General features: G+C 58.3%; 15 protein-coding genes. 7 read left to right on the top strand and 8 right to left on the bottom strand.

The features are described from left to right. Positions 1 to 36 precede the first annotated feature (36 nt). The 8 genes from nadB to mreC form a co-directional block, all read right to left on the bottom strand. Positions 37 to 1632 (bottom strand): L-aspartate oxidase, encoded by a 1596-nt coding sequence (gene nadB, locus FGF66_RS06635; RefSeq protein WP_139456886.1) that lies wholly within the window; start codon positions 1630 to 1632, stop codon positions 37 to 39. 231 nt (positions 1633 to 1863) lie between these two features. Continuing rightward, positions 1864 to 2409 (bottom strand): pyruvoyl-dependent arginine decarboxylase, encoded by a 546-nt coding sequence (locus FGF66_RS06640; protein WP_139456887.1) that lies wholly within the window; start codon positions 2407 to 2409, stop codon positions 1864 to 1866. 69 nt (positions 2410 to 2478) lie between these two features. Further along, positions 2479 to 3699 (bottom strand): tyrosine--tRNA ligase, encoded by a 1221-nt coding sequence (tyrS, locus tag FGF66_RS06645; protein WP_139456888.1) that lies wholly within the window; start codon positions 3697 to 3699, stop codon positions 2479 to 2481. A 21-nt stretch (positions 3700 to 3720) separates the two neighbouring features. After that, a complete protein-coding gene (gene smpB / locus FGF66_RS06650; RefSeq protein WP_139456889.1) occupies positions 3721 to 4197 on the bottom strand; it encodes an SsrA-binding protein SmpB in 477 nt (158 codons plus the stop codon). 252 nt (positions 4198 to 4449) lie between these two features. Next, the gene (locus tag FGF66_RS06655) at positions 4450 to 5925 is read right to left on the bottom strand and encodes an FAD-binding oxidoreductase (RefSeq protein ID WP_139456890.1); all 1476 of its coding nucleotides are present in this window, start codon (positions 5923 to 5925) and stop codon (positions 4450 to 4452) included. Next, complete coding sequence (gene mrdA, locus FGF66_RS06660; RefSeq protein WP_139456891.1) at positions 5925 to 7847, bottom strand: penicillin-binding protein 2; 1923 nt, start codon at positions 7845 to 7847, stop codon at positions 5925 to 5927. The genes FGF66_RS06655 and mrdA overlap by 1 nt, the downstream gene beginning before the upstream one ends. A gap of 3 nt (positions 7848 to 7850) precedes the next feature. Beyond that, positions 7851 to 8339 (bottom strand): rod shape-determining protein MreD, encoded by a 489-nt coding sequence (locus FGF66_RS06665; protein WP_139456892.1) that lies wholly within the window; start codon positions 8337 to 8339, stop codon positions 7851 to 7853. Positions 8340 to 8394: 55 nt separating this feature from the next. Beyond that, the gene (gene mreC / locus FGF66_RS06670) at positions 8395 to 9261 is read right to left on the bottom strand and encodes a rod shape-determining protein MreC (RefSeq protein WP_139456893.1); all 867 of its coding nucleotides are present in this window, start codon (positions 9259 to 9261) and stop codon (positions 8395 to 8397) included. A 66-nt stretch (positions 9262 to 9327) separates the two neighbouring features. On the opposite strand from mreC, the gene FGF66_RS06675 reads away from it, so the two are divergent. From FGF66_RS06675 to FGF66_RS06705, 7 genes are all read left to right on the top strand, one after another. Continuing rightward, positions 9328 to 9624 (top strand): hypothetical protein, encoded by a 297-nt coding sequence (locus FGF66_RS06675; RefSeq protein ID WP_139456894.1) that lies wholly within the window; start codon positions 9328 to 9330, stop codon positions 9622 to 9624. After that, positions 9614 to 10009 (top strand): co-chaperone GroES, encoded by a 396-nt coding sequence (locus tag FGF66_RS06680; RefSeq protein WP_139456895.1) that lies wholly within the window; start codon positions 9614 to 9616, stop codon positions 10007 to 10009. The genes FGF66_RS06675 and FGF66_RS06680 overlap by 11 nt, the downstream gene beginning before the upstream one ends. 101 nt (positions 10010 to 10110) lie before the next feature. Beyond that, complete coding sequence (gene nadA, locus FGF66_RS06685; RefSeq protein WP_139456896.1) at positions 10111 to 11079, top strand: quinolinate synthase NadA; 969 nt, start codon at positions 10111 to 10113, stop codon at positions 11077 to 11079. A gap of 157 nt (positions 11080 to 11236) precedes the next feature. Continuing rightward, positions 11237 to 11983 carry a hypothetical protein gene (locus tag FGF66_RS06690; protein WP_139456897.1) on the top strand — a complete coding sequence of 249 codons (747 nt, stop codon included), beginning with the start codon at positions 11237 to 11239 and terminating at the stop codon, positions 11981 to 11983. A 15-nt stretch (positions 11984 to 11998) separates the two neighbouring features. After that, on the top strand, positions 11999 to 13084 hold the full coding sequence (locus FGF66_RS06695) for a pentapeptide repeat-containing protein (protein WP_139456898.1): 1086 nt from the start codon (positions 11999 to 12001) through the stop codon (positions 13082 to 13084). A 227-nt stretch (positions 13085 to 13311) separates the two neighbouring features. Beyond that, entirely contained in the window at positions 13312 to 13734 is a 423-nt protein-coding gene (locus FGF66_RS06700) for an AlbA family DNA-binding domain-containing protein (RefSeq protein ID WP_139456899.1), read from the top strand. Between the two features lie 71 nt (positions 13735 to 13805). Further along, on the top strand, positions 13806 to 14771 hold the full coding sequence (locus FGF66_RS06705) for a hypothetical protein (protein WP_170181253.1): 966 nt from the start codon (positions 13806 to 13808) through the stop codon (positions 14769 to 14771). Positions 14772 to 14862: the final 91 nt, after the last annotated feature.

The raw sequence follows: 14862 nt of genomic DNA on the forward strand, positions 1-14862 counted from the left end.
TATAAGTCCCAGAAGTTCCTATACAAAACTCCGCCCCTAAAACGACCGCAGCACGGTGTCTGCGAGATAGTGCTTGTCGTCTTTTTGCGGAAAATCTGTCGTGTAGTGCAGGCCTCTTGATTCGCGGCGTTTGATGGCGCCCTGGATGATGAGGCTCGCGACTTTCATGATGTTGCGCAGCTCGATGATCTGCGGCGTGATTCTCGTTTTTTTGTAGTACGCCTCAGTCTCCTCCTTGAGGAAGTCGATGCGTCGCCGGGCGCGGTCGAGCCGAAAGTCGCTCCTCACGATGCCGACGTAGTCGTTCATGATCGCCTGCGTCTCTTTCTTGTTGTGCGCCACCAGAATCCACTCCTCCGGATTGGTCGTGCCGGAGTCGTCCCAGTCGGGGAATTCGTGCTCGAAATGGATCGAGTTCAGCTCCGTCCGGATGTCCTCGCTGGAGCGCCAGGCGAAGACCAGCGCTTCGAGCAGGGAGTTGCTCGCCAGCCGGTTCGCGCCGTGCACGCCCGTGCAGCTCGTTTCGCCGCAGGCGTAGAGCCGCGCGATGGTGCTGCGTCCCCTTTCGTCCGTCCGGATGCCGCCGCACGAGTAGTGCGCCGCCGGAACCACCGGAATCATCTCCCTGGTCATGTCGATGCCGAAGCTCATGCAGGTCTCGTGAATGTGCGGGAAGTGCTCCTTCACCCGCTCCGCGTCGAGGTGCGTCACGTCGAGAAAGACGCATTCGTCGCCGCTCTTTTTCATCTCCGAGTCGATCGCTCGCGCCACGATGTCACGCGGGGCGAGGTTTTCGCGCCGGTCGTAGCGCTGCATGAACGCCTCGCCCTCCTTGTTGCGCAGGATTCCGCCAAAGCCGCGCACCGCCTCGGAGATCAGGAACGACTTGGCTTTCGGGTGGAACAGCGAAGTCGGATGGAACTGGATGAACTCCATGTTGGCGATCTGTGCTCCGGCGCGGTAGGCCATCGCCACGCCGTCGCCGGTGGCGATATCGGGGTTGGTCGTATGCAGATAGACGTGGCCCAGTCCGCCGGAGGCGACCATTGTCACCTTCGAGAGAATCTTCTTCGGCTTGTGGTTGAGCGTGTCGAGCACGTAAGCGCCGTAGCAGTCGATGTCGTTGGTCTTGATGCCGAGGTGGTGCTCGGTGATGAGTTCGAGCGCGTAGTGGTGCTCCAGCAGCGTGATGTTGGGATGCGCCTCGACGCGGGCGAGCAGCGCCGTTTCGACTTCGCGGCCCGTCAGGTCCTTCGCGTGCACGATGCGGTTGCGCGAATGGCCCCCCTCCTTGCCGAGGTCGAGGGTGTGGTCGGGGTTGGTGGTGAACTCCACGCCAAGCTCGATCAAGCGCCGGATGTGCGCCGGGCCTTCGTGCACCAGAATGCTCACCATCGCTTCGTCGCACAAACCCGCGCCCGCGTCGAGCGTGTCGTCGATGTGCAGTTCCGCGCTATCGTCACCGGCGATGGTTGCGGCGATGCCGCCCTGCGCCCAGTTGGTATTGGAGGTCGAACTCTCTTTTTTGGTGATGATCGTGACCGTGGCGTGGTCTGCCATGTTGATGGCGAAATACAACCCTCCGATGCCGCTGCCGATAACCAGCACATCGGTTTTCACTTCCTGTGTCATGTCTCTCTGGTGGCGTGATTGATGAGTTGCGGATAGCGTTCCCGCAGACGGCTTGCCGTTTCCCCTGAACGACGACGGCAAGGCGTAATATACGCAGTCAGGACTCAACTTCCGGCGGCGGCGAGGGGCGCAAGCCCTGTTCCTGTTGCGTTTTGCCAGAAAAAAGAACCGGGAATCGGTCACGCGACTGATTCCCGGTATCGATACGAATGTCTCGCTGTTCGGTCGCCCTTACGGCAGCAGCACCGCGCAGGAGATGACGGTCGTCCACATGCCGGTTTCGCCCTCGGCGGACTCGGTGATGTTGAACGAGTTGACGATCTTGCCGCTCATCTTGTAGATGCCCTCGCGCTCGTCCCAGTCCTTGTTCGGGTCGAACTCGATGCCGAGCGTGGTGGCCAGCATCGTGGCGGCGAGGTCCTCGGCGTACTCGCCCGACTGCTCGGCGGTTTCGCCGTACGGGTGGTGCTCGGAGAGGTAGCCGTACTGGCTGTCGTCGGCCGGAAGCGCCACGCCGACCGAGGCGGTGATGAGCCGGTTGTTCTCGTTGGTGGAGTTACGCGCCATGACCGCGAAGGTGATCTGTCCCGGCGAAAGGTGCTTGATCCCCTCTTCGACGCTGATGCGCTCGCACTTGGGAGGAAAAATACTGGAAACCGTCACCAGGTTGCACTTTTCGATCTTGGCGTCACGCAAGGCAAGCTCGAACGAAGAGAGATACTCTTTGTGCCTTCCGACACCCTTGGTGAAGAATACTTTTGTCGGGACGAATGACAAGGTGGTAGCTCCGGATAGAGGTTAAAGTAAGTCGTCAGTTTGTGCAATTATAGGAAAAACGGAACGCAATCAAAACGATTTTTTTGCGCTCGCCACCTTAAAAAATTTACGCTTGCCCGCGCGGATGATGACGGGCGTTTCGCTGAACTCGATGATGGCATTGATGTCCGACACTTTTTCGTCGCCAGCCTGCACCGCGCCCTGCTGAATCATGCGCCGCGCCTCGTTCTTCGACGGGAACGCCTTGAGCGCCATGAGCAGCTCGACGACGGGCATCGAGGCCTCCTCGAACTCGACGGTCACGAGGTCGTCCGGAGCCTGTTTGTTGACGATCACCCGGTCGAAGTGCTCCTGCGCTTTCGAAGCGTCCTCCGGCGAGTAGTACTGCGCGACCACCTCGCGGGCGAGTTCGCGCTTGGTTTCGCGCGGATTGGCGGCGATGCGCTCGGCGATGGGCGCACCATTGCCGCTGTGGTGCGGTACGAGCAGGTTCCAGTACTTTTCGATCAGCGTGTCGGGAATCGAGAGCGTACGGCCGTACATATCCTCCGGCGTGTCGTTGAAGCAGATGGCGTTGCCGAGCGACTTGGACATTTTCTCGCTGCCGTCGGTGCCGACGAGCAGCGGCATGGTGATGCACACCTGCGGCTCAATGCCGTACTCGCGCTGGAGATCGCGCCCAACGAGCAGGTTGAACTTCTGGTCGGTGCCGCCAAGCTCGACGTCATTTTTCAGGTGCACCGAGTCCATGCCCTGGGCGAGCGGGTAGAGGAACTCGTGGATCGAGATCGGCGTCTGCGAGCGGTAGCGCTTCTCGAAGTCGTCGCGCTCCAGCATTCGGGCCACCGTGTAGTGGCTGGCGAGACGAATCACGTCGGCGAACTGCATCTGGCCCAGCCAGTCGGCGTTGTAGCAGATGGTGGTCTTTTCGGGATCGAGGATTTTCGAGGCCTGCTCGAAGTAGCTCTTGCCGTTTTCGCGAGCCTCTTCGGCGGTAAGCTGCGGGCGGGTCTTGCTCTTGCCCGACGGATCGCCGATCATGGCCGTGAAGTCGCCGATGATGAGAATCGCCTCGTGTCCCAAATCCTGAAATTCACGCAACTTGCGGAGCACCACCGAGTGGCCGAGGTGCAGGTCGGGCCGCGACGGATCCGCGCCGAGCTTGATCTTCAGCGGCCTGCCGGTCTTGATCGATTTCTGGAGTTTCTGTTCGAGTTCGCCGGTGCTGATGACCTCGACGGTGTTGTTGACGATGATATCGAGCTGTTCCTTGACGGATGGAAAGTGCATGGTCTGTCTGATTGTCGGGGATTAATACTGTTTTCTGATCTGCTGCAACTGCCGTTCGGCGTCGCGGTTTTTGATCGTCTCGCGTTTGTCGTAGAGCTTTTTGCCACGCGCCAGGCCGAGTTCGATCTTGAGTACGCCACGCTTGTTGAAGTACGCTTTGAGCGGAATGAGGGTCAGTCCCTTCTCGCTGATTTTGGATTGCAGGCGCATGATTTCCGCCTTGTGCAGCAAGAGGCGGCGGCTGCGTTTGGGTTCGAGTTCGTCAAGCGTGTTGTGCTCGTAGGGGGTGATCTGCATGTTTTCGAGCCACACCTGGCCGTGGTGGATCATGGCGTAGCTCTCGCTGAGGCTCGCCTTGCCGAGCCGCACCGACTTGACCTCGCTGCCGAGCAATTCGATGCCCGCCTCGAAGGTGTCGAAAATCTCGAACTCGAACCGCGCCTTGCGGTTGCTGATCACCGTCACATATTCCGGCTTGCCTTGCTGCTTTTTTGCCAACGGATTATCTCTCTGGTTTCGTGTTCATAATGGCGTGAGGCTGTCTTGATTTTTAACAGCGCAATTGGTTATTCGACCTCCAGTTTGTCATTCTGAGTCCGACGCAGTCAGGCGAAGAATCCAGAAAAACCGCGTAAAATATTTCAAATTAATCGATTATCGTATCACTTGAAAAAAGACTGGATTCTTCACTCCGTTCAGAATGACACGAGGAAAAACGGTTTCATCCGAAAAGAACGCAAAGCCTCCGCCTCATTCATAATACTCCTTCGGAATCATGTTGCCGACGTTGAGCACAAGATAAGGGTCGAGCGCTTTTTTTACACGCACCATTTCCATGATCCCTTCGCGGCCGTACATCTGTACTAAATATTCGCTTTTGAGCTTGCCTATGCCGTGCTCCGCCGAGAGGGTTCCGCCCATCGCGAGCACTTCGGCGACGAACTTCCGGTAGAGCGCTTTGGCGCGGACGAACTCTTCGTGGTTGCGCGGCAGAATGTTCAGGTGCAGGTGGGCGTTGCCGATGTGGCCGAAGATGATGTACGTGAATCCCTCGCGGTCGCAGGCGTCGCGGTAGAGGCGGAAGAGGTCGGCGAAGCGCTCGTCGGGCAGCGCCATGTCGGTGCTCACCTTGCTCTCCGACTGGCGACTGAGCCATTCGTTGACCAGCACCGGCAGCTTGTGGCGGAAGTCGCGCAGCTTCTGCAACCCCACGCTGTCGAGCGCCGCCCAGCTCTTTTCGACCGGCGAGCCGCACCGCTCCATCAGGTCGAGCCACGCTTCGAGGCATCCGTCCTCGCCGTCCGCCGTGCTCTCCTCCTCGAAGTAGATCGCGCCGCTCGTCTTCGCCGGAATTTCCGGGTAGCGCTGCCGGAGGAACTCCAGCGCCCGGCGGTCGAAGAGTTCGAGCGCGCGCGGGCTGACGCCGCCACTTTCGGCGCGGGCCTTGCCGACGAAATCGAGCAGCTCCTCCTCGCTCCGGAACCAGGCGATGCACGCGATCACCCGCTCCGGCGCGGGGTGGAGCAGCAGCGTGGCTTCGACAATGACGCCAAGCGTTCCCTCCGAACCGATGCAGAGGTCGATCAGGTCCATGCCCGGCGTTGACCAGTAGCCCGCGTTGTGCTTCGAGGTCGTCGGCATCGCATAGTCCGGCAGCCGGAACGTTACGCGACCGGCGAGCGGCAGGTCGAGCGTGAAGCGTCCGTCGGCGTCGGCGAAGCGCTCTCCGCGCTCGATGTCGAGCAGGTCGCCTTGCGGCAGCGCGATCTTCAGCGCCTGCACGTGGTTGCGCGTCGGGCCGTATTTGAGCGAGCGCGAGCCGGTGGAGTTGTTCGAGATGGTGCTGCCGATGAAGCAGGTTTTTTCGGTCGGGTCGGGCGGGTAGAACCAGCCAGCCGCCGAGGCTTTCGCCTGAACATCCTGCAACAGCGCCCCGCCCTGCACACGCAGGAGCGCCCGTTCGTCGCCCGCCACCTCGACCTCGCCGATGCGGTCGAGCTTCTGCATGGCGATGACGTGGTCGCCGAACGGAATCCGCGCCCCCGTGGTGCCGGTGCCGTTGCCCGCGATGGTGTAACGTCGTCCGTCCGCCACGGCGTCACGCAACAGCGCCGCGACCTCCTCCGGCGTTTCGGGGAAGAAGACGCCCGGCGTCCAGCCGTTTTTCAGGTTGCTCGTATCTTCGAGAAAGGCCGCGATCGTCGCCGGTTCGGTTTTAAAATTCATCAGTCGCCGCCCTCCTCTGCGCCCTGTGGCGCGACGCCGGTGGAGTCGGTTGCAGCTCCCGCTTCCGTAGCGGGGACGGTTGCCGCGGGCGGGTTCGTGTTCAGCGAATCGTTAAGCGCTTTGACCTTTGCGACGGCCTTGAGGCCTGAATTTTCGGTTTTCGGCCTGTTTTTCTCGTTGATGTAGTAGTTGATCATCTCCCGCGCGATCGGGGCCGAGATGCTGCCGCCGAAACCGGCGTTCTCCACAAGGACCGCGATGGCGATTTTCGGATGATCGACCGGCGCGAAGCAGATGAACCAGGCGTGATCCTTGCCATGCGGGTTCTGCGCGGTGCCGGTTTTGCCCGCCACCGTCACGCCCGCCACCTGCGCCAGGGTGCCGGTGCCCTCCTTGTTATTCACCACGCCCTGCATCGACTCCTTGATGATTTTGAAGGTCTCTTTTGAGACCGGCAGGGTGCGCGATTCGTGCTGAAGCGGCACGTAAATGCCGGTGCGCGTGTCGCGGTACCCCTTCACCAGATGCGGTTCGTGCCACGTGCCCTCGTTACCCAAAGTGGCTGTATAGTTGGCCAGTTGCAGCGGCGTGGCCCCAAGCTCGCCCTGTCCGATGCCGAGGCTGACCAGGTAGCCTTTCGTCCAGCGCCTCTGTCCGTAACGCTTGTTGTAATATTCGGTTGTCGGCAACAGACCTCGCCGTTCGCCAGGCAGGTCGATGCCCTCGCGCTGGCCGAATCCGAACATTTTGCCATACTTGTCCCACGTGTCGAGGCCGACCTTGAGCATGAGCTGGTAGAAGTAGATGTTGCAGGACTCGATGATCGCTTTTTTCATGTTGACCGTGCCGTGAGCGTGGCCGCCGTGGCAGTGGAAGGTGCGTCTGCCGAAGTTCCAACCGCCGGTGCAGAAGATGGTGTCTTCGGATTTGATGACCCCTTCTTCGAGTCCGGCGATGGCCAGCACCATTTTGTAGGTGGAACCGGGCGGATAGACCGCCTGCACGGCGCGGTTGAAGAGCGGCTTCTGGGGCGAAAGGGCGATTTCGGCCCACTCCTTTTTTCGGGTTTTGCCGTTGAGGATGTCGAGGTCGAAATCGGGTTCGCTGCACAGCGCCAGTATGCCGCCGTCCGAGGGATCGATGGCCACCACCGCGCCCGATTTGCCCGTCGCCCGGAGCAGATTTTCGGCAAGCTGCTGAAGCTCCGCGTCGATGGTGAGGTACAGGTCGTTGCCCTTTATTGACGGCACGTCGCTCTTGCCCTCGTTGTACTTGCCGACCAGCATCCCGAGCGGATTGACCAGTTCGTAGCGAGCGCCCTTCTCTCCCCGGAGCTCCTCCTCGTAGATTCGTTCGAGGCCGGAAAAGCCGATCTTGTCGCTGGGGGTGTAGCCCTTTTCGGCCAGCGTGTCGAGCTGCGTCCGGTTCACGTTGCGCAGGTAGCCGAACAGGTGGGTTCCGCGGAACAGGTCGCTGTATTTGCGCTTGTCTTCGATTTCGATGATCACGCCCGGCAAGCGCCAGAGGTTCTCGCTGATGCGGGCCACGATGAGCTCGTTCAGGTCGCGGTAAATGGTCGAAACGGCAAACGGACTGTAATCCTTCGCCTCGGCGACCTTGTCTTTCAGCTCCTCGACGGGAATTTCAAGCAGGTAGGCCAGGTATGGGATGCTTTGCTCACGCAGTTCGGACGGGATGATTTTGAGCGTGTAGAGCGCCCGGTTTTCGAGGACGGTCGCGCCATTCCGATCGATGAAATGGCCTCTCGGCGCCTGTTCCCAGATTCTGCGGATGCTTCCCGATCTCGAACCGATGGAGTCATGATCGACAATCTGTAGCCAGAAAAGACGCCCTGTAAAAAAGAGGAAAACGGCGGCGATGAAGAATATGGTCAGCTTGATTCCGCGCTGAAAGTCATCCATGGCTCAATCCTTCAGCATTTTTTTCAGGACGAAGTGATAGACGAGCACGGCCAGCGCCATGCTCATGAGAGTGCCGATGATCACCGTTTCCGGCAGCCGTACATAGAGGGGAAGCGCGAGCGGATCGGAAAGGATCGACTGGAGCAGGTAGCCGGCGACGAGCGCGGTCACCGAGGCGGCATAGAAATTGCGCTTTTTCTTGACCGAGGTCGCATGGCTCTCTTCGGGCACATGGAAGAAGCCCGCCGCGAATCCCTGCACGGTGCCGATAAGGGCTGAAAGGCCGAGGTTGCCCGTAAGGATTCCGGCAATGAGGCCCGCCCCGAAACCGTAGTTGGTGCCGGTTCTCTGGCCTACCGTCACGGCGATGAAGGCGATAAGGATGGCCAGGATGTCGGGGGCGGTGTGCAGGATGAGCAGCCTCGAGACGAGGAAGCGCTGCACGAATGCCAGAACGACCACAATGGCTATATAGAGAAAATACTTTTTCAAGTCAGGGCTGATTGTCTGTTTGTTGGCTGTGATTGCCGTGTCACCGGCGTTTCGTTCACTCCTCTTTTGCCGGAACGTCGGGGGAGTCCATCAGTTCGATCTTTTCCATCGACGGCTTTGCCAGTGAGACGAGCACCCAGGACAACGATGAAAAATCGACCGACAGCCGCACATCGACGTCGTAGAAGAGCTTGTCTTTGGATATGCGAATGATCTGGCCAACCGGAATGCCACGGGTGGCGAAGGTGCTGTAGCCGGAGGTTGTCAGCCGTTCCCCGTTGAGCAGCTTGCTGCTGACGGGCACGTGCTCCATTTTGGCCAGGCGTTCGTGACCGTTTCGCCAGGCCAGCAGGCCGCTGGTGCGGGTGCTGTCGGAAACCACGCTGACCATGAAATTCTGGTTGATCACCGGCAGGACTTTCGCATAGTTGGGCGAGACTTCGATGACCCGTCCAACCAGCCCGTCGGGCGTCAGCACGGCCATGTCTTTGGCGATGCCCCGGCGCGAACCGGCGTCGATGATGAGCATGTTGTCGGTAGCGCTGAAGCGCCGGTCAACCACGCGGGCGACCTTGTAGTTGCCGACCCATTGCGGCGCGGTCGCCTGAATGGCGTTCAGCTCGCTGGCGTCACGGAGCGCCGCCTGCTGGCGCAGGAGCTGGCCGAAGAGTCGCGCGTTTTGCAGGAAGAGCTGCCGGTTGTCCCGTTCCAGCGTAAAAATGGCGGTAGCGCCGGTGAATTGCCGGGAGATGGCGGCGTTCATGCTGAGGCCGCGCTCGCGAAGAGCATCGAGCGTTTCCTTGCGCTGAAGCTGCATGAGCATGATGGAGATACTGCAATACAGCAGAAAATAGAGATATGCGGTATGCTTGGCGATAAAACGGAAAAAGCTCGACACGTCCGTTGTCTTCCTTGTTAACACATTGAGCGTAGCCCTCGCCGCCTGTTTGTCCGGCGGGAAACCGGAACAGGAGTAGCCAGGGTGATCTTGTCAGGTACAGTCTCGATCCGGGGCATTGGCCGGAAAATACAGGATACGAATCGAAAATATAACAGATATGCCCGCTTTTCTTCGATGAATTTTTCCGGCGCTCCGCTGTTTCCGGCCAGACGTCCGGCAAACCGTTTTTTTGCTTTTTGGGCTGAAATGACGATTTTGAGCTTCACGGCCGCCGGTTGCGCCAAACGCGAGCGAAACCCGGCGGCGATTATCAGTTTGACCCGATCCGGCTTCCCGGCATACGGAAATTCACGCCAAGATATTGCAATAGCGCATGTTATTTGACAAACGCAGAAATGCTACGGATAAATTCATCGTGGTCGGAGACCGGGTGCTCATCAAGCCGAAATCCCTCGACGAGACGACAAAATCCGGCATTTACCTTCCGCCGGGCGTTCAGGAGAAGGCCAAAATCCAGAGCGGCTACGTGCTCAAAACCGGCCCGGGCTATCCGGTCGGCCCGCCAAGCGACACTGACGAGCCGTGGAAAGAGCGGGCCGAAACGCCGCAGTACATTCCGCTTCAGGCCAAAACCGGCGATCTGGCGATCTTCGTCCAGAACAGCGCTTACGAGATCGAGTACGAGGAGGAGCGCTATCTGATCGTGCCCAATTCGGCCATTCTCCTTCTGATCCGGGAAGACGACGACCTGGAAGATTATCTGAGTTGAATCACCGGAGAAAGCCGCGTTCCCTTTTGGCTTTCACTCCGGACTATGCTCCTCTTCGGCTGTCGAGGAGTTTTTTTATTCATTTTTTCCGATGTATCGATATGACCACAGCAACCGATATGCAGAAAGAGGCGGCGGGCCTTTCGACCGAAGAGCTGCTCAAGAGAGTCGAGGCGCTCAAAAAAGAGATGAACGCCGTTATCCTTGCCCACTACTACACGTTACCGGAGATCCAGCAGGCGGCGGACATCGTCGGCGACAGCCTCGCGCTGGCGCGGGCAGCGGAGAAGAACTCGGCGGACGTGATCGTCTTCGCCGGAGTCTATTTCATGGCCGAGACCGCCAAGATTCTCAACCCCGGCAAGCTGGTGCTCATGCCCGACGCCGGCGCGGGGTGCCCCTTGGCCGACAGTTGCGCGGAGGAGGAGTTCCGCGCCTTCCGCGAGGCGCACCCCGACGCCATCGCCATCACCTACGTCAACTCGACGGCGGCCATCAAGAAGCTCTCGGACATTATCTGCACCTCGTCGAACGCCGAGCATATCGTGCGCCAGATTCCGCCGGAGCAGAAGATCATCTTCGGCCCCGACCGCAACCTCGGCGCGTGGGTTATGAAGCAAACGGGGCGCGATATGCTGCTCTGGCAGGGGTTCTGCTACGTGCACGAAGCCTACTCCGAGGTCTATATGATCCAGGTCAAGGCGATGCACCCCGGCGCGGAGCTGATCGCCCATCCGGAGTGCCGCGAGGAGGTGCTGCGCCACGCATCGTTCGTCGGCTCGACCTCGGCGCTGCTCGACTACACCGAAAAGAGTCCGTCGAAAAGCTTCATCGTGGCCACCGAGCCGGGCATCCTCTACGAAATGGAGAAGCGCTCGCCCGGCAAAACCTTCATCCCCGCGCCCAAAGACCCCGCCAATCCGCGCAGCGTCTGCAAGCAGATGAAGCAGAACACGCTCGAAAAGCTCTACCTCTGCATGGTGAACCGCGCGCCGGAGATCACCGTCGATGAGCAGCTCCGCGAAGGGGCGCTGAAGTCGATCCGGAGAATGCTCGAAATGTCCGCCTGACCCGCCGCCGCCGGGCCGCAACGCTCGCGTCGAGCGGAGTTGCGGCCCGGCAAAATCTCCGTCCGTCCGCTCCTCCGCTGTTGCCGCTCTTCTCCGATTCTGCGTATCTTGCTCTTGAAGTGCTCTTTGATTATCAATCCTTTCAGCAAGAATTCTCATGCGCTTTCTGACCCTTCGCATCGCCGCCATCACGGCGCTTTTCTTCGCCCAGCCATTCCAGCCCGACGCCAATGCCTGGCATGACAAAACCCACCTCTCCGTCGCCGAAGCCGCCGGGTTCGACCTCTGGTACAGCGCCGCCGCGCCCGACGTGGCCAAGTCGAAAGAGATGTTCGGCCCGGTCGAAAGCCCGAATCACTACTACAACAACAACGCCAACAAGCGGGTCACGCCCGAAATGGTGATGGCGCAGGTCGAACGCTACAACCAGACCAACGACGACGAAGGTCACCTCTACGGCGCGATCATCGGCGCGGTCAGGGATTACCAGGCGATGAAGAAGAGCGGCAAATACGCGAACTATCCGCTGGTCTATTGCGCCCACTATTGCGGCGACCTCTCCATGCCGCTGCACAACACCCGCTACGACGACTTCAACAAGCAGCGCCACAGCATCAACGACGGCATCATCGAGAACAGCGTACGCAACAACATCGGCTACATCCAGCGCATGATGCGGCCTCCGGTTATCGAGAGCGAGGCCGATCTGGCGCGCGAAATCGCCGCCGTTGCCGAATCGGCTCGCAAGCTCGGCCTGAAGATACGGAGGGAAAATCGCGACATGACCGTCGATGAGACCTACGCGCAGGTGATCCGCAGCGCCTCGCTCTTCAACGCCATTCTCTCGTGGCTCGAAAGAACGCAGACGCTCGCCGGCGAAAGAGCTGCGGCCATAACGAATTGATTTTCCGCAAGTTGCATGGCTGACAAGAAACATCTCGACAGGCTCAGGGCTGGAGTTGGCAGTTGGAACCACTGGCGCAAAGCGCAGCCGGAAATCCGGCCCGACCTCAGCCACGCCGATTTCAGCGCCGCCGACCTGAAAGGCATCGATCTTTCGGAGGCCGACCTCACCGGCGCGACGTTTGCGAAAGCGAAGCTCTCCGGCGCGGATTTGCGCGGGGCCGATCTGCGCAGCGCCGACCTTTTGGGCGCGCGGCTCGACGGCGTGAATCTGAGCCGCAGCACCATCGATCTCTCCACGCGCTACGACGGCGTGACCGGATGCCAGATCGGCGTCAACGGCCTCTACTCGCCATCGACCGACTCGGCGGCGCTCATGCGCCTCGACCCGCCCGGCAACTCGATGCAGGGCGCCAACGCCGAGGCGGTGGTCGAAAGCCTGCGCCACGCCCGCAAGCTGCACACCTTTTCGGTGACGCTCGCAGGAATCGCCCTGCTCTTCATCGTCATCAAGCCCAAAACCATCACCCTGCCGTACTTGGCCGGGTCGTTCAAGTTCGATGATTTCAGCTACGCCTTTCTGGCCACCATTCTTTCGACGGCGCTCCTGAGCCAGGTCGCCTCGTTCATCGACTCGGCGCTGCAAGGCGCGCGCTACCTCAACGACCGCCGGGCGGCCATGCTGATCGGCCACTTCCCGTGGCTGCTCTCCAAATACGAAAGCGACCCGGCGGGCAAGCGCCAGTCCAAAATCCTGCGCCTTCTCCTCATTTTCCATCCGCTGATCTACCTCTACTTTTTCGTCCAGTGGAGCGCTCTCGCCATCGGCGACTGGGATTCGGTCATCCGGCACTACCAGCAAATGCCGGTCATCCTGGGCGAATATCTTTTGCCGGTCGTGTACCTCATCCTGATTCGCATCTGCCTGCGCCTCTTCAGCCTTTCCGAAGGCTTCCAGAAGCCGATCCTTTTCGATGCCGAAACCGAACGCAACCGCCGAACCGACATGGAACGCCTCACCGAAGCCTTCGAAAGCCAGGCCACCCTCACCGCCGAACTGGTCGAGCTGCTGAGAAAGCGAGACGGGAAAAGGGGAGAGTGATGAATTATGAATTATAAATTATGAATGATGAATTGGGGAAGAGCGGGAGAGCGGAAATACGAGGAGTTTCTGTCTTTTCTGTCATGCTGAGCGAAGCGAAGCATCCAGCTCCATACTATCGTTGCTTCGAGCGGTTTTGATGTTGGAATCACGTTTTTTGCTTCGGTAAAGCGTATCTTTTTATGCGTCGTTTGTACTTATAACATTTCACAGGTTTACCCCAAACCATGTTGCCACTATCACTTGCGAGCATTAATGAAGCGCGTCTTCTGGAGCTGTGCGAAAGCGAATGCCAGGAGTCGCAAACGCTGGATTTCAAACGAGAGCTGCCGGAAACAATCGAACGGGACAAGAGCGAGCCGGATAAAAACAAGATTGAGCTTTGCAAAGACGTTGTCGCGTTTGCCAATGCGGATGGAGGTCATTTCGTCTATGGAATTCAAGAGAAGGCGGGCATTGCCAATGACATTGTTCCGATTACCACAGAGTCAGCAGATGCGGCTGAGCGCCGAATCAGACACGTGCTTGACGCAAGAATAGAGCCGAAAATTCAGGTTCCTCGCAGAATTTCGTGGGTGGCATTAATGGATAACTATAAAACCATTCCTGAGCGTTACAATCAGATGTTGATCAGGAAAGTCTATAAGTGATTGTTATATAAACATTTATACGTATTTGTCCTTTTCTCGATCAGTCTTTGCATAGGGCTTTACCATTGACTGTGGCTCGGTCAAACGATCCTCATTCACCATTTACCCACGAAATTCTGCGAAGAGCCAAAATTCATGGTCTGACATTTCACAAGGTTGAGGTAGCCGGAGGATATGTCCTCATCCTGCGGGTTCCGGCGTCGTATGATGGGCCACACGGCATTCGGATAAGCAAAAACAAGAACAATAACCAATGGTGGCGTTTTGTTATGCGTAACGGCACAATGATTTCAGACATGTCATACGACCAGATTCGCGGAGCCTTCGACCGCACGGCAACTCTCGCCGAACAGGCGCGGCGTTTTATTGCAAACCGCCGCCAAAATATCCTAAATGGGGAGACACCCGTGCCGCTCAGGTCGGGGCCGAAACTTGTGGTGCATCTCGTGCCTATTGCCGGTTTAGCAGGGCGAATGAGTGTGGATTTGAAACCAATTTATGATCGCAGTTATGCCGATTATTTTAAAATTGTAGGCGGTGGTAATCGTGTTTTTAACCTCGATGGTTTGGTCGTTCACTCTGATGCTTGGAAAGAAGATGGCTACAAGGCTTATAACCAGATATTCAGAAATGGTATCCATGAAGGCGTAATCCTTGGCAGCGATGTTTTAGAAACCAGTCAAAAACTGATTCATGAGTCTTCTATAGACTATCCCCTGTATAAATCAGCGAAATTATTTGTTGAGAAAGTGCAAAGTTGGGGTTTTGCTGGCCCAGCGATCTTGGGATTAGGAATACTCAACGTTAAAGGATTTGAACTATCAATCAATAAAAGCATTGGCGATCCGTTCAGGACTCCTTCTGTTGCGGATCGCCCGAATCTTGTTTTACCTGAAGAGTGGATAGATGACTTGAATACTGTGGATATTGAAGGAACTGTTCGGCCATTGCTCGATACGTTATGGCAGGCGTTTGGCATTGAGCGTTGTCCGTACTTCGACGATGTGACGGGGAAGTTCGCGCCTCGGCAAAGGTAATGTGGTGGCGATGTCGCGCGAAGCCGCTGAACCATTTCTGATTTCAGTGAGCTTGCGTATCCAGTCCTTCCCGGTCAATTCAATTTTTTGT

Source organism: Chlorobaculum thiosulfatiphilum (genome assembly GCF_006265165.1).
Classification (GTDB): domain Bacteria; phylum Bacteroidota; class Chlorobiia; order Chlorobiales; family Chlorobiaceae; genus Chlorobaculum; species Chlorobaculum thiosulfatiphilum.

Excerpts from the sequence above, each read along its gene's own strand:
- nadB (WP_139456886.1), bottom strand. The coding sequence starts at position 1,632 with ATGACACAGGAAGTGAAAACCGATGTGCTGGTTATCGGCAGCGGCATC.
- tyrS (WP_139456888.1), bottom strand. The coding sequence starts at position 3,699 with ATGCACTTTCCATCCGTCAAGGAACAGCTCGATATCATCGTCAACAAC.
- FGF66_RS06655 (WP_139456890.1), bottom strand. The coding sequence starts at position 5,925 with ATGAATTTTAAAACCGAACCGGCGACGATCGCGGCCTTTCTCGAAGAT.
- mrdA (WP_139456891.1), bottom strand. The coding sequence starts at position 7,847 with ATGGATGACTTTCAGCGCGGAATCAAGCTGACCATATTCTTCATCGCC.
- FGF66_RS06680 (WP_139456895.1), top strand. The coding sequence starts at position 9,614 with ATGTTATTTGACAAACGCAGAAATGCTACGGATAAATTCATCGTGGTC.
- nadA (WP_139456896.1), top strand. The coding sequence starts at position 10,111 with ATGACCACAGCAACCGATATGCAGAAAGAGGCGGCGGGCCTTTCGACC.
- FGF66_RS06690 (WP_139456897.1), top strand. The coding sequence starts at position 11,237 with ATGCGCTTTCTGACCCTTCGCATCGCCGCCATCACGGCGCTTTTCTTC.
- FGF66_RS06695 (WP_139456898.1), top strand. The coding sequence starts at position 11,999 with ATGGCTGACAAGAAACATCTCGACAGGCTCAGGGCTGGAGTTGGCAGT.
- FGF66_RS06700 (WP_139456899.1), top strand. The coding sequence starts at position 13,312 with ATGTTGCCACTATCACTTGCGAGCATTAATGAAGCGCGTCTTCTGGAG.